Annotated in this window: 12 protein-coding genes; 1 reads left to right on the top strand and 11 read right to left on the bottom strand. The window is 34.9% G+C overall.

What is annotated here, in order from left to right; genetic code table 11:
• Positions 1-61 precede the first annotated feature (61 nt).
• The 11 genes from NQQ59_RS24755 to NQQ59_RS24705 form a co-directional block, all read right to left on the bottom strand.
• Positions 62-1,138, bottom strand: a complete 1,077-nt coding sequence (locus NQQ59_RS24755; RefSeq protein WP_144215133.1) for a porin — start codon at positions 1,136-1,138, stop codon at positions 62-64.
• A gap of 454 nt (positions 1,139-1,592) precedes the next feature.
• A complete protein-coding gene (locus NQQ59_RS24750) occupies positions 1,593-2,144 on the bottom strand; it encodes a K(+)-transporting ATPase subunit C (RefSeq protein WP_144215132.1) in 552 nt (183 codons plus the stop codon).
• A gap of 133 nt (positions 2,145-2,277) precedes the next feature.
• Positions 2,278-4,335 (bottom strand): potassium-transporting ATPase subunit KdpB, encoded by a 2,058-nt coding sequence (gene kdpB / locus NQQ59_RS24745; protein ID WP_144215131.1) that lies wholly within the window; start codon positions 4,333-4,335, stop codon positions 2,278-2,280.
• A gap of 197 nt (positions 4,336-4,532) precedes the next feature.
• Positions 4,533-6,254, bottom strand: coding sequence for a potassium-transporting ATPase subunit KdpA (gene kdpA / locus NQQ59_RS24740; RefSeq protein WP_144215130.1), 1,722 nt, complete (start codon positions 6,252-6,254; stop codon positions 4,533-4,535).
• 110 nt (positions 6,255-6,364) lie between these two features.
• Positions 6,365-6,442 carry a K(+)-transporting ATPase subunit F gene (gene kdpF, locus NQQ59_RS24735; RefSeq protein WP_073489533.1) on the bottom strand — a complete coding sequence of 26 codons (78 nt, stop codon included), beginning with the start codon at positions 6,440-6,442 and terminating at the stop codon, positions 6,365-6,367.
• A 154-nt stretch (positions 6,443-6,596) separates the two neighbouring features.
• A complete protein-coding gene (locus tag NQQ59_RS24730) occupies positions 6,597-6,878 on the bottom strand; it encodes a DUF7674 family protein (protein WP_257698463.1) in 282 nt (93 codons plus the stop codon).
• A 483-nt stretch (positions 6,879-7,361) separates the two neighbouring features.
• Positions 7,362-8,705 carry a sigma-54-dependent transcriptional regulator gene (locus NQQ59_RS24725; protein ID WP_144215128.1) on the bottom strand — a complete coding sequence of 448 codons (1,344 nt, stop codon included), beginning with the start codon at positions 8,703-8,705 and terminating at the stop codon, positions 7,362-7,364.
• A 275-nt stretch (positions 8,706-8,980) separates the two neighbouring features.
• A complete protein-coding gene (locus NQQ59_RS24720; protein ID WP_144215127.1) occupies positions 8,981-12,517 on the bottom strand; it encodes an ABC transporter permease/M1 family aminopeptidase in 3,537 nt (1,178 codons plus the stop codon).
• 4 nt (positions 12,518-12,521) lie between these two features.
• Positions 12,522-13,406, bottom strand: coding sequence for an ABC transporter ATP-binding protein (locus NQQ59_RS24715; protein ID WP_144215126.1), 885 nt, complete (start codon positions 13,404-13,406; stop codon positions 12,522-12,524).
• A 119-nt stretch (positions 13,407-13,525) separates the two neighbouring features.
• Positions 13,526-13,732, bottom strand: a complete 207-nt coding sequence (locus tag NQQ59_RS24710; RefSeq protein WP_144215125.1) for a helix-turn-helix domain-containing protein — start codon at positions 13,730-13,732, stop codon at positions 13,526-13,528.
• A gap of 2 nt (positions 13,733-13,734) precedes the next feature.
• Positions 13,735-14,250, bottom strand: a complete 516-nt coding sequence (locus NQQ59_RS24705) for a DUF2975 domain-containing protein (protein ID WP_144215124.1) — start codon at positions 14,248-14,250, stop codon at positions 13,735-13,737.
• Between the two features lie 174 nt (positions 14,251-14,424).
• Here NQQ59_RS24705 and NQQ59_RS24700 point away from each other — a divergent pair, with 174 nt between their 5' ends.
• A complete protein-coding gene (locus NQQ59_RS24700; protein ID WP_144215123.1) occupies positions 14,425-15,429 on the top strand; it encodes an LLM class flavin-dependent oxidoreductase in 1,005 nt (334 codons plus the stop codon).
• The last annotated feature ends 215 nt before the right edge of the window (positions 15,430-15,644 follow it).

Genomic DNA, 15,644 nt, shown 5'->3' with positions numbered 1-15,644 from the left:
TTAAATTAAAAATCCAATTTAATCTGCTTTAATCTGTAAAATCTGCGTGAAATATTTTTTTCTAGAAGCTAATAGCTAATGCAGATGTTACAAAAGTATTAGTGTCTGTTGGCAGATTGTTTTTGGTAAAAATTTCATCTTTGCTTGACAGATTTCTCGCTTCAATTCTAAACATAACATTATCCGTAATTAAGTAATCAAAGTTAGCTGAAAATCCGTAGGTTTTGAATCCGTTTGGCGTTGACGTTGCGATAATTACACCTTTTTCGTCACTGTAATATTCCCCTCGCGCTGCCAATTGAATTTTATCTGTCGGTTTGTATTGCAAAATCAAAACAGGCGAAAACCACGTATCGTATTTATTACTGTTTTTAGCTGATTGCTGCGAACCAATATCAAAACCAGTTGTCAGATTCGTTTTGTCTGTTACTTTAAATTGTCCGTAGAAATTATTAAAGTAACGCCATTTTTTGTCAATATCAGGCAGTTCATTTCCTGCGTATGTGCTCCAATTCAAAACCACTCTGTCAGTAGGTTTAAAAGTTACTTGTGTTCCAAAAGCCGGAGTTTGATTTCCGTCGATTTTCTGAATTCTCTGCCAGCCGTTCAAATACATCGCCGCCAAATACCATTTTCCAGAATCAGAAGTGTAGCCAATTTTTACGCCTGCTTCATAATAAGGTGAATTCTCAGCAAGAATACTTCTCGTTAAATTCGAGCAGTCTTTTCCAATTGCACTTTCAAAACCAATATGCGAAGGCATAATTCCCGCATCAATCCACAAATCATGTTTCTGCGAAATCTTCACACCAACATTTGCTTCATAAACATTTTGCAATAAATCCTGTTCAGCCGACATATTATATTGTGCATAAGTTCCTGCCATCAGCGCAAAATTCCCTCGAATATTTTCTTTCGAATAATTCACTTTCGCCAAACCCAAATTCAGGTTCACTTCATTGCTTCGGTTATAATTATAAAAAAAGTTTGGCCGTGTATGATTTTCCGGTTTCCCGAAATCATAACTATAATAAACATCTACATATCCCGAAAACGTAAACGGATTTTTAGATTCTTCTTGTGCGTGTAAATTGCTAAAACCAAAAGCGATTAAAGCGGTAAGTATTATTTTTTTCATAAGTCATTGCGAGGAACGGAGCAATCTCGTCCTCTTAATTAAATTAATATTTAGTAGATTTTTTAGGAGCTGTTTCCCGCTATCCGTTTCAATCTTTTGTGCCGAACCCCGGCACAAAAGGATTTCCACTACTATCGGGGCTAGGGCATTTGGGGTAAAAAGGCGTATTATTTCCTGTAAGATTTTCAAAACCTTGCAGGTATTTAATTTTTAAGTTTAGTTTTCGATTAAAATTTGCGTCTAGTTTGTCATTTCGACGAAGGAGAAATCTCCGCAAGAAACTCCACACAGAGAATCGACAATACTTTGACGAGCTACTTGCGGAGATCCCTCGTTCCTCGGGATGACAAACCGTGTGGTTACTGTGCTTCTAAAGGGAAATCATACCTACAAGGTTTTCAAAACCTGTTAGGATAAAACTTAGAATCTTAGCAACTCAGAACCTTAGCATCTTTTAACGCAACGCATCTAAAGCCACATTCAACTCCAAAACATTCACAGTTTCAGGACCAACAACAGCCGTATTAATTTTAGATTCCACCAAAGCTTTTACTTTAGCTTCAGCTAAATTTCGTTCTTTAGCCACACGTTTTACTTGGACCAAAGCACCTTGAGGAGAAATATTCGGATCTAGACCACTTCCTGAAGCCGTAACCATATCAGCTGGAATTTCAGCTTTTTTCAAGTAAGGGTGAACAACAAGGAAAGTATCAATTCTCTTCTGCACCAAAGTTAAATATTCAGCATTGCTCGGACCTTTATTGCTTCCGGCACTTCCCGCAGCATTGTAATCAACTGCCGAAGGTCTTCCCCAGAAATAATTCGATTTATCAAACTTTTGTCCGATTTTCTGATAACCAACCACTTTTCCGTTAACCGAAAGTGTTTCTCCTTTTCCTTGATTAGGAGCAATTTGTGCGATTCCGTAAATCGCAAGAGGATAAATAACTGCGAATAAGATTAAAGTAACTGCAGTAAGTTTTATGATTGAAAATATTGTTTTCATTTTTTTGAGGTTCTGAGGTTCTAAGTTGCTAAGATTCTAAGTTTTTCTTCTCGGAACTTAGCAATTTAGTACCAATGTTTTTATTGAGTTTTTTCCAAACCCGACAGGCTTTTAAAACCTGTCGGGTTTAATTTTACATGAATAGTGCAACAATCACGTCAATTATTTTTATTCCGACGAAAGGAATAATCAATCCTCCAAGCCCATAAATCAAAAGATTACGTTTTAAAATAGCACTCGCACCAATCGGACGATATTCAACACCTCTCAACGCCAGCGGAATCAAGATCGGAATAATAATCGCATTGAAAATTACAGCCGATAAAATCGCACTTTCTGGACTGTGTAAATGCATAATGTTCAAACCTTGCAGTGCTGGAATCGCAGTAATAAAAAGAGCAGGAACAATCGCAAAATATTTAGCAACGTCATTCGCAATTGAGAAAGTGGTTAAAGTTCCGCGAGTCATTAAAAGCTGTTTTCCAATTTCGACAATCTCGATAAGTTTCGTTGGATCATTGTCAAGATCGACCATGTTTCCGGCTTCTTTAGCTGCTTGAGTTCCGCTGTTCATGGCAACGCCCACATTAGCTTGGGCAAGAGCAGGAGCGTCATTTGTTCCATCACCCATCATGGCAACTAGACGACCTTCAGCTTGTTCTTTTCTTATGTAATTCATTTTATCTTCAGGCTTCGCTTCAGCAATAAAGTCATCAACTCCGGCTTTTTCAGCAATAAACTTAGCCGTAAGCGGATTATCGCCTGTAACCATAACCGTTTTGATTCCCATTCTGCGCAAGCGCTCAAAACGTTCTTTCATTCCGGTTTTAATGATATCCTGCAATTCGATAACACCTTGGATTTCGTTGTTTTTGATCACCACTAAAGGCGTTCCCCCATTAGAAGAAATTGAGATAACCTGTTGTAAAGTATCTTCAGGAAAAGCATTTCCAGCTTGTTCTGCGATTTTTTTAGCTGCGTCTTGAGCCCCTTTTCGAATATTGGTCCCATCTTTTAAAACCACACCCGAAGTTCTGGTTTCAGCAGTAAATTTTATGGTGTGTGAAATGTCTGAAGTCGTTTGTAAAAAACTCGCTTTTGCTTCACTTTTTACATCGATCATTTCACTTAATTCTAAAATACTTTTTCCTTCGGGAGTATCATCCGCAAGCGAACTCAATACCGCAGATTTAACGAAATCTTCAAAAGAAATACCTTTAGTTGGATAGAAATTGGTTGCTTTTCTGTTTCCAATGGTGATTGTTCCCGTTTTATCCAAAAGCAAAACGTCAATATCTCCAGCAGTTTCAACCGCTTTTCCCGATTTTGTAATTACATTGGCACGTAGAGCTCTGTCCATTCCCGCAATTCCAATCGCAGAAAGCAAACCTCCAATTGTCGTTGGAATCAAACAAACGAATAGCGCAATAAAAGCTGCAATAGTAATAGGAGCGTTGGCGTAATCGGCAAAAGGTTTTAGGGTAACACAGACAATCACGAAGATTAAGGTAAAAGCAGCTAATAAAATAGTCAACGCAATTTCGTTTGGCGTTTTCTGACGGCTTGCACCTTCAACCAAAGCAATCATTTTATCCAAAAAGCTTTCCCCAGGTTCTGAAGTTACTTTTACTTTGATTTTATCAGACAACACTTTTGTTCCTCCCGTAACAGAGGATTTGTCTCCGCCAGCTTCGCGAATTACAGGAGCACTTTCTCCCGTAATCGCACTTTCGTCGATTGTCGCCAGACCTTCTATAATTTCACCGTCGGCAGCTATTAAATCGCCGGCTTCACAAATGAAAATATCGTCTTTTTTTAATTGAGAAGAACTGATATTTTTGATTTCTCCATTTGGCAAAATCTGTCTTGCAGGAGTTTCTTCACGGGTTTTTCTTAAACTGTCGGCTTGTGCTTTTCCTCTGGCTTCGGCAATAGCTTCGGCGAAATTGGCAAACAAAAGCGTTACAAATAAAATTAGGAAAACAATTAAGTTGTAAATAAAACTGCCTTGATCTGTTGCGCCCATTAAGATCGAAACGCAAACGGCAAACATAATGGCAGTTCCAATTTCTACGGTAAACATTACCGGATTTTTAATCATCATTTTTGGATTCAGCTTCACAAAAGATTGCAATAAAGCTTCTTTTACCTGTTTGCTTTCAAACAATGATGTGGATTTATTAGTTGTCATTTTATATTATATTTTGTTTCACTGAATAGATTTTTAAACACATAGAAACATAGATTTTACTTTGCGGAAAAGGTATTTCACTTGCATACACTCACATAGCTATGTGTGAAAACTAGTTTTTCTTTTATACTCTTTTATGGATTTAATTCCTATGTTTCTATGTGTTTAAAATATTTCAGCATTAAAAAAATGAATTATTATTTCAGTGTAAAATATTCAGCAAGTGGACCTAACGCCAGCGCAGGAAAGAAAGATAAAGCGGCAACAATAGCGATTACAGCAAAAATCATGATTCCGAAAATTGTGGTATCGGTTTTTAAAGTTCCTGCACTTTCTGGAATGTATTTTTTATTGGCTAATAAACCAGCAATTGCCAAAGGTCCAATTATCGGAATGAAACGGCTTAACAGTAAAACAATTCCCGTAGTGATATTCCAAAACGGATTATTATCGCCTAAACCTTCAAAACCAGAACCGTTGTTAGCAGCGCTTGAAGTGTATTCGTATAACATTTCAGAGAATCCGTGATTTCCTGGATTGTTGAGCCAGCCCTTTGCATTTCCGTTGAACCAATAGCCCATCGCAGTATCATTCGCAGCAAAATAAGAAGCTAAAGCTGTTCCTGCTAGAATCAATAAAGGATGAAGAATAGCGATAAAAGCAGCAATTTTAACTTCCCGAGCTTCGATTTTCTTTCCGAAAAACTCGGGAGTTCGACCCACCATTAATCCAGAAATGAAAACAGCCAGAATAATGAAAATGTAAAAGTTGAGGTAACCAACACCGCATCCGCCATAGAATACGTTAACCATCATAGCTAATAACTGCATAGCTCCAGAAACTGGCATAGAACTATCGTGCATACTGTTTACAGAACCTGTAGAAATTACCGTTGTCGCAATACTCCAGAAACCAGAAATAGCTGGGCCAAAACGGACTTCTTTTCCTTCCATCGCTCCATTTAACTGAGAAATTCCCATTTTTTCGATAGCAGGATTTCCGCTGATTTCGCTTGATATTGTCGGAATTACCAAGAGCAGGAATCCCACGGTCATTACACCAAAAATGATGTAAGCGAATTTTTGTTTTTTAAGGAAGAAACCAAGTGCGAAAATCATCGCAAAAGGAACAATCATTTGTGCCCAAAGTTCAACTGCATTTGTAAAATAAGTTGGGTTTTCTAAAGGATGTGCAGAGTTCGCTCCGAAGAATCCACCACCGTTTGTACCAATATGCTTAATGGCGATAAAAGCAGCAGCAGGTCCGCGAGAAACTTCAACGTGATCACCTTGCAAAGTAGTAATAGTATCTTTTCCTTCAAAAGTCATAGGAGTGCCACTAAAAACCAAAGCAGTTGCTACGATTGCTGAAAGTGGCAATAAAATACGAGTACAACTTTTTACGAAATAGTTGTAGAAATTCCCCAATTTGTCTGTGGTTCTTTCGCGCATAGCGGTAAAAACCATTACAGCAGCAGCAATTCCGACACCTGCCGAAACAAATTGTAAAAACATCAAGACCATTTGCGATAGGTATGAAACCCCGCTTTCGCCTGAATAATGTTGTAAGTTGCAGTTTACAACAAATGAAATAGCGGTATTAAATGCCAAATCTGGCGACATTGACGGATTATTATCTGGATTTAATGGTAAAGAACCCTGAAAAAGCAGGACAAAAAAGCAGAGAAAGAACCAAACCATATTGATGCTTAAAAGTGCTTTTAGATGCTGTTTCCAGTTCATTTCTTCAGCTGGATTGATACCGCTGATTTTAAAAATAAATTTTTCAAGCGGATTGAAAATCGGGTCAAGAAGTGTTTTGTTTCCTAAAAAGACTTTAGCAATATATTTTCCGAAGGGAATCGCTAAAACAATAGTTAGGAGAAAAATACCTATGACACCTAGTAATTCTGTATTCATAATATTGTGAGTTGTTGATTGTAAAAAGTGAAATGTGAAGTTGTGAAAAGTGAGATGTGATTTGTAAAATGAAAGACATCTAACATTTCACTTTTGACATTTCACATTTATTAAAATTTTTCAGGTTTAATTAATACATAAACCAAATACACGAAAACGGCAATTGAAACAATAAAGAGTGCAGTCATGATTTAGATTTTTTCAAAGAATTCAACAGAGAGAAAACAAATGGCAAACAGCAAAACGGCTAGCCCGAGTAAAAGAAAAGTGATCATAATTATTTTAGATTTCAGATTTTAGATTGTTGCAGAAAACGATTAAACAGTTAACCGATTAAACATTTTAGACTCCAGAAGCATTAACCTGTTTGATATATTCTGCTTTAAGTGTTTGTGGAAAAAGATGCGAAATATTGCAGTGGCGCATTTCCATAAAAGAAGAAACCGAAAAAACGTACACGTTTGAAATAGCATTTTTAGTTTCGATGCTTCCGGTAATAAATAACCGTTCAGCAAGTGCTAAACACTTTTTAGCCCGAACGATATTACCGCTGATAATATTTTTTTTAGTTATCTCGGCAAAACGTTCCGCTTGTTTGTAAATAGAATTAGCTTGATTTTTCATGAGAAGGAATTTTTATGTTCTTCCTCTTTATGCCAAAATATATTCCGAAAATGTAGAGTAGAGTGTAAGGTATTGTAAAATAAGAAGTTGTTGTTTTATGCCAAAAAGCAGGTATAAAAAAAGCCTATCATTTTGATAAGCTTTTCTCGTTTTGATATGTTTCTGTTTCCATATTGCAAGCTCCAGAGGAGCGAAATATTTATAGAAGCAAACATGTGTAATTATCGAAGCCCCAGCGGGGCGACATATTAGAATGTAGGTGTCGCTCCGATGGAGCTTTTTTCTATGGGAATATATTATTTTCTATAAATATTGCGCTCCGCTGGAGCTTTTTTAACGGTAATAATTTATTCTATAAATATTTCGATCCTCCAGAGCTTTTCAAATCGAATTAAATATTGATTTTTGAAATTTGCCGTTACCATTGTCATTGTTATTGCCATTGCCATTGGAATTTGGAATTTTAAAAAATTGGAATTTATTCTATTGAATTCCGTATTCTTCAATCTTTCTATACAAAGTCGCAATTCCAATTTCTAGCAATCTAGCCGTTTCAGCTTTATTTCCTTTAGTATAATTCAAAACTTTTTGAATATGCAGTTTTTCAATACTCTGCATCGAAAAAGCCGACATTGATTTTGTGTTTTTTTCCGTTTGATGCTGCATTTCATAAGGCAGAACATCAGAAGTCAAAGTATCGCCATTACTCAAAATAACCGATCTTTCAATAACATTTTTAAGTTCGCGAATATTTCCCGGCCAAGAATAATTTTCTAATTTCTCTAGAAAATCAGCTGAGGTTTGTAATGTTTTTTTATTCGTCTTTTCCGAAAACTGTTTCACATAAAAATTCGCCAGCAACGGAATATCTTTTGCTCTTTCGCGAAGCGAAGGCAATTTGATTTCGAAAATATTCAAACGGAAATACAAATCAGAACGGAAACGATATGCTTCACTTTCTTCCTTTAAATCTCGGTTTGTTGCTGCAATCAATCTGAAATTTGATTTTTTAGAAGTCGTGTCTCCAACAGGAATATATTCGCTGGTTTCTAAAACACGTAATAATTTCGCCTGAAGATCTATTGGCATTTCTCCAATTTCATCCAAGAATAAAGTTCCTCCGTTTGCTTCTTCAATAAAACCTTTTTTATCTTTTAAAGCTCCTGTAAAAGCACCTTGTTTATGACCGAAAAGTTCGCTTTCTAAAATTTCTTTGCTAAACGTACTGCAATTTAAAGCCACAAAAGATTTCCCTGCGCGATTGCTGTTTTCATGAATTGCCTGCGCAAAAACCTCTTTTCCCGTTCCTGTTTCTCCAGTCAATAAAACAGTCGAATCGGTTTTGGCTACCTTTTGAGCCAAATCGATAACCTGTTCGATTCCTTTTGATTTTCCGATAATCGTATTAAAAGAATATTTATCGCCAATACGTTTTTCAAGCTGTTTTACTTTTTTCTGCAAATGCACTTTTTCGACGGCTTTATAAAGAAGCGGAATAATTTTGTCGTTATCATCGCCTTTTACAATATAATCGAAAGCACCGTTTTTCATTGCCTGAACGCCGTCGGGAATATTTCCGAAAGCCGTTAGCAAAATAACTTCTGTCAAAGGAAAACTGCTTTTTATGTTTTGGACAAAATCAACACCGTTTCCGTCAGGCAATTTTACATCACACAAAACAACATCAATATCGGTTTGTTCCAGTTTTTTAAAACCAGATTTTAAATCTTTCGCTTCAAAAACTTCAAATCCTTCCGATTTAATAATGCGAACCAGCAGACTTCTCAGTTTTTCTTCGTCGTCTATAATTAAAATTTTGTGTGTCATTTGCAGAGATGCTAAATCAAATTTTGGTATTTGATGTACAAATTTAGCTTTAAAATAGGTTCACTTTTTTGATTGAGGAGAAATTATTTCTTCATTTTGGTTCCAATATTTTTAACACATAGAAACATAGTTTTTTTCTTTTTCTAAAAGAAGATTAAAAGAAACTCGTTTCTAACACATATAAACTATGTGCATTAATGTAAGTGAAACGCCTTTGATCGCAAAGAAAATCTATGATTCTATGTGTTTAAACAATTATGTGCAAACGAAAAAACTTAATCAATCTCTTTCTCGTTGTCCTTTATAAAAGTGTCAATATTGATTAAATAAGGATCAATCACGATTCGTTGAGGTTTGCTTTTGATTTTAATTTTACCTTCAATTGTATTGTTTTTAATTGGAAAAGTATAACGAAATAACTTTCCATTTTCATCATAAATTCCAATATCAATTGTTGCGTCGTTGACAATTTGCTTCCGAACTCCTGTCGCATTTTCAAGGTATTTTTTAGAATCGGCTTTAAAAGAAACTTCATAAAAACTATTCTTTTTTACACTTTCAACTTCAGAAATTTTAGAAGAATAAGTAATAATCTTTTTAAACATTTCGTCCAGTTTTGGATGAAGTTTAGAATCGGTCACCAAATAAATCTCTTTCAATAAATCCTCAGAATCTGGAATTGGATTTGGATATTTATAATGACTCAGGAAATTTTTCAAAGCCAGATTTACTTTTTCTTCTCCAATTAAAATTCGCAGTTGATGCATTACCAGCATTCCTTTGTCATAAGGTAAATGTGGCGTTTCGTAATTGGTTTTATATATAGGTGTTTCGGGTTCGTAACTTCTGCTGCTCAAATACAAATCCAGATGAATTTTTAAAGTTTCCAACGCTTTTTCCAAACCATGTTCTTTTTCATACAACATCAATTCGGTGTATTGTGCGAGAGTTTCAGTCAAAATCCAGCTTCCTTCTTTTTGTTCAGGACTAATCTGCGCATTTCCCCACCATTCATGCGACAATTCATGAGCCGTCAATTGATTGATTATATCTTCTTTATCTCGATTATTCAAGTTGCTGTAAAAACCGAAATTCTCTTTCATAAAAACCGTCGACGGATAAGAAGTTGCAGCAAATCCATCCGCGAAAGCAGAAACTTCGGCATAACGAATTGTTTTATATGGATATTTTCCAAAGTTATTTTGGCAATAATCCAAAGTGTTTTTTACATCTTGAATTAGTTTTTCAACATTTCTAGAATGCCTTTTATCATAATACACTTCAATTGAAATGCCTTTATAATTTGTTTTCTGAATTTGATATTCGGCAGAAGCAAAAGCAAAACGAAACGGAATTTTTCCATTAGATTTATAATGAAAATAATTGCGATTGTCTTTTTTCCAGTTTCCAATTAAATCTCCAATTCCAATTGCGGTTTGATTTTTTGAAGTAGAAACTACAACATCATAATCAATGAAATCATTTGTAGTTTTCGATTTTTCTTCCAGCTTTTTAAGTGGCGTTTGCGGTTTTAAATGTCTTTTTATACGATCTTTTTCACTGCTGATTTCATTAGAATCCTGATAACCAAAAGTTGGAAAGTAACGGCTTATTCGCATAAATGAACCATTTTCAATAATCGAATTAAAGGCGGTATGACCTTTAAATGGTGACCAAGTTGAGGTAAAAGCAAAACTCATTTTTATTTTCTGTTGAGGTAACAAAGGTTTTTCCAATCGATACCAATAATGCTGAAATTTAGAAACATCATCCAAATTTTTAGCATTTTCAATTTCAACAGAAATCAGTTTCGAATTTCGATCTATATATAGGAGTAAACTATCGATTGTTTTTTCCGAATTATTGATCAATTCATAAGTGCCTTTTACTTCGTAACGATTTTCTTCAGGAAATAAATCGACTATACTTTTTACTGCAATAATCGTTGGCTGAACAAGATTCGTATATTTTTTAAATTGCTTTTCGTATTGCTCGCTCCAATTGTTAAGATCATCTTTGGTCAAATACGGATATTCAATATTCGTTTTATAAAAAAGATAACTTCCAAAACCGATAAAAAGAATACTTCCAAAGGCAAAAGTTGTTTTCTGAATGGCATTAAATGAATTTCGGCGAATGGTTTTTAGAATCGTAGCATTTCGTTTCCATAAAATTCCAGTCAAAGTCAGCAGTATTAAAGCCAAACCAAAATTGTACAACATAGAAATATGAAACGGAAAAGTATAACTTCCAAAACCATTCAAATCAAAATATTCTCTTTTAAAAGAATCACCAAATCGGAATAACGGATGCGAAATTCCCAATTGTTCTCCAATTCCGGTACAAAACAAAAGCACAATAAATGCCGAAAATGCCAATCCTAAATATTTGTTTTTAATAAAAGTCTGAATCGCGATTACCAAAATTGAAATCAGAAACAATGGAAATCCAATAAAATAGAACATCGAAAAATAAAGTCCGATTTCTATTGGCGCATTTGAGTTTGTGATTTGAAATCCAATTCCAATCAAAATACTAATTCCAATTAAAATTAGCGGAATCATAAAAAGGGCTGTCAATTTTGAAAGCAAAACTACAAATGAAGAATAAGGCGCTGTATTTTCGAGCATTTCAAATTTCGAGTTTTCGCTTCGATTCAATAATTCACTGCTGTAAAAAAGAAGGATCAGAATCAAAATAAAAGGCAGGCGATCCATAATAGTAGAAATCATCAAAGCCGTGTTCGTAATACTTTCCGGCAATCTGATGCCACCGTCAATTTCATCTGAAATCTCAATTATCAATAATCCTGAAAATAAAATAATAATCAGTAAAAACGGAATTCCTTTTAGAACCAAATAAATATCCATTTTCAAATTGCTTTTAAAAATAGCCCAATTGTGTTTTGAGGTTTTAAATTGCAGCTTCGGAATTATAGCAGAAAAGACTTTTGCCTCTTTTGTATCGATTTGAACCGATTTGACCTTTTTAGTTTTTGTTTTTCGAAATGAAAACATTTTATAGGAAACAAAAATTAGAAGGAAAGAAATGCAAATCCACATGATTCGGTTGAGTAAAAAATTCCCTGAAAGCGAAAGCAGTTGCGTATTTTTTTCAATGGCTGTCCAATATCTTGTTTGTTCCAAAAACGCTGCCAAACCAAACGGATCTATTTTTGCTGCCATAGACATCGCTTTCGCGGAAGACGGAGAAGCATTTGCAAATAACGGCGAGTTAGAAAAAATCGAACCTGCTATATATAATATGTAGATGAATAATCCGCCAACATAAATAAAAAGTTTACTTCGCGTAAGCCAAGCCAGCGTTGCAAGAATCGACAGACACAATAAAATGTTAGGAATTACAATTACAAGATACGGCCAGAGATAATTTAGAATTTCAAAAGGAGCAATTTCGCTTTTGGGAATCCACGACATTTGATGTCCGACAATCATCCCGATAATGAACATTCCAAAAGAGGAAACCGCAATTACAAAAGCTGTGATAAACTTACTTCCCAAATAATGAAACTTAGAAATAGGAGTAGAGAAGACAATAGCATCAAATTTGGTTTCGTATTCTTTTAAAAATTGCTGTGCGACTTGAAGCGTTATAGAGAAAATCGTCATCAGCGATAGCAAACCAATCGCATAAGTCAATACAAACGGACTATTTTTATAAGCGCCCGAAAACGAAAAGTTCGCAAAAGCGCTCACAAAAAAGCCGAGAATTAGATATATAATATAGGAGGCATAAAATGTCCAGTTTCTGGTATTGTTATGCCATTCAAATTGAATTAATTTCGAAAGCATAACGTTATTTTTTTAGTTGATTTTGAGATAAAATATTGAAGTAAACGTCGCTTAAATCTGGAGAAACCAATTCAAAACCAGAATCAGGCTGTTGATCAGAGAAAACATGAATGTTGATTTTTCCTGAATTCAAATGAGACGAAATAATATTAAAGTGTTCCTTGTGTTCTTTTAATTCATTTTTATGAATCGCTTTCGTCCAGATTTTTTCTTTCAAAGAATCGACAGCTTCATTTGGATTTCCTTCTAAAAGCAATTTTCCATTAGAAATAATTGCCATTTTGGTGCACAAGTCGCGAACATCTTCTACAATATGTGTGGATAAAACCACAATAATGCTTTCGCCAATTTCGCTTAAAAGATTATTGAAACGGTTTCTTTCCTCAGGATCCAATCCCGCAGTTGGTTCATCAACTATAATAATCTTCGGATTTCCGAGCAAAGCCTGTGCAATTCCAAAGCGCTGACGCATGCCGCCCGAAAAAGAATGAACCGCTTTGTCTTTGTGTTGTAATAAATTCGTTTGCTGTAATAAATACAAAATCTGGTCGTGTCGTTCTTTTTTATTGACAATTCCTTTCAAAATGGCCAAATGATCCAATAAACGATAAGCAGAAATCTTTGGATAAACGCCAAATTCCTGCGGAAGATATCCCAAATTCTCCCTAATAAACATTGGATTTTCGAGAATATTAATTCCGTTAAATTCAATAATTCCGGAAGTCGGTTCCTGCAAAGCGGCAATGGTTCGCATTAAAGTCGATTTTCCAGCGCCATTCGGACCTAATAAACCAAACATTCCGTTTGTAATTTCAAGCGATAAATGGTCAATCGCCTGCGTGCCGTTCTCATACGTTTTGCTGAGATTTTTGATTGATAAACTGTTCATTTTTTGATTGATTTTTGATGATTATATAAATGATGATTTTGAAATTTTTAGGCAATAGAATTCCTGTCGGCATCAAAAAGCCGATTTTTTTGATTCAGAAAATTTGATTTAAAAGAAAGCTACTCGCTTACATATTCTAAAATATCGCCGGGTTGGCAATCCAAGATTTTGCAAATAGCTTCGAGCGTATCAAATCGAATACCTTTTGCTTTTCCGGTTTTTAGAATCGATAAATTAGCAGGTGTTATATCTAATTTCTCTGCCAATTCTTTACTCTGCATCTTGCGTTTGGCAAGCATTACATCAATATTTACAATTATTGGCATAGCTATATAAATAAGTCTTGTTCGTTCTGAAGGTTTAAACCTTGTTTGAAAATGGCAGCTAAAAAATAAGCAAAAGCGCCAAGCATTCCGTGCAATATGATAAAAAGCGCGACTTCATTATCTAAAGGAACAAAGAAAAAAGCAAACAATATCACGATACTCGGAATGAATAAATTCGATAAATAAAAACGTTTTAATTGCACTACACTATTTTGAGTAAACAACTTCGGCTGGAAGAAAACCTTAAAAACATTACTGCTCAATAAAAAGAAAAGTCCATAAAGACTCAACGGAGCTAGAAAATCAAAAAGAATATACGGCAAATTGTAATCTCCTAACATCAATGGATGTGAAGTAAACGGATAACAAACCTGAAAATACTTTCCGTTTTCTTTAAAAGTTAGAAATAATCCCGTCACTAAAGTAAAAACAGAATAAGCAGCCAAGAAAAAATAAACTACAGCCAACAATCTAGTGAAATAAAATAATATTCTAGAAACAATATGGGTCGTCTTCATACACTGAAAATTAAATTTGATATTGCAAATGTATAATTAATTATTGTAAAACGATAATTAATTATCAAAAAATAATCATTTGAAACAACTAAAGAATATTATAATTCTATTAACATTAGAAAGTAAAAGGCATTCGTATAAATGACTTAATTTTACACCTTAGCATTATTTTATATGAAAAACCCAATTTCAGTCTCATTATTAGACCTCGCTATCATTACTCAAGATAGCAATGCCACAGAAACATTTCAAAAAACAAAAGACATAGCGCAATTAGCAGATACACTTGGATACAAACGATTTTGGCTGGCAGAACATCACAATATGGCGCACGTTGCCAGCACAGCAACGGTAGTTTTAATAGGATATGTGGCAAGTCAGACAAAAAATATCCGTGTAGGTTCTGGCGGAATCATGTTACCGAATCATTCACCTTTAGTAGTAGCAGAACAATTCGGAACTCTAGAAACCCTTTATCCTAATAGAATTGATTTAGGGTTAGGAAGAGCGCCAGGAACAGATCAGCCAACTGCCGAAGCAATCCGAAAAGACTTTTTCGAGCAGGCACAACGCTTTCCACAAAATGTAAGCAAACTTCAAGAGTATTTTTCATCTGAAAATGCGACGGGAAAAGTTCGTGCATTCCCAGCTGAAGGTCTAAATGTGCCAATTTGGATTCTAGGTTCAAGTATGGACAGTGCAGCTTTAGCGGCGGCTTATGGATTGCCTTACGCTTTCGCTGGTCACTTCGCACCAAAGCTAATGATTCAGGCATTTGAATTTTACAGAGAAAATTTCCAGCCATCAGAGTATTTGGATAAACCCAAAACAATGTCTTGTGTCAATGTAATTGCTGCCGATACAAATGAAGAAGCAGAATTATTATCTACAAGTTTATATCAAATGTTCCTAAACTTAATTAGAAACGACCGCAAAGGATTACAGCCGCCAGTTCCATCATTAGACGATATCATGAACGAAGCAGAACGTTTCCATGTTAACCAAATGACAGCAGGAACCTTCACAGGAAACAAAGAACAACTGGTAACCGATTTGAAAAAGTTCATAGACTACGCAAGAATCGACGAGCTAATGGTAACAAGTCCGATCTTCGATCACCAGGCAAAACTAAAAAGCATCGAAATCACCAAAGAAGTAATAGACGCTTTAAATCAATAATACATATTATATATAGTGTAGCTTTTCTACTCTCTATATATAAGAGTAATTCTCATTTCCAACCCGACATGTTTTCAAAACCTGTCGGGTTTGTTTTTTTTATACATAATAATATATAATAAGTGAAGCAAATGATGTTGAGCGCAGCGAAGCCTTTCATTTTTGGAATTTGGAATTTCTAAAATTGGAATTTAAATAATAATTAGGAGCAATTT

The organism is Flavobacterium panacis (assembly GCF_024649945.1).
GTDB lineage: Bacteria > Bacteroidota > Bacteroidia > Flavobacteriales > Flavobacteriaceae > Flavobacterium > Flavobacterium panacis.
Note: the sequence above shows the minus strand (reverse complement) of the source record. Positions and strands in the feature narration are given on the sequence as shown.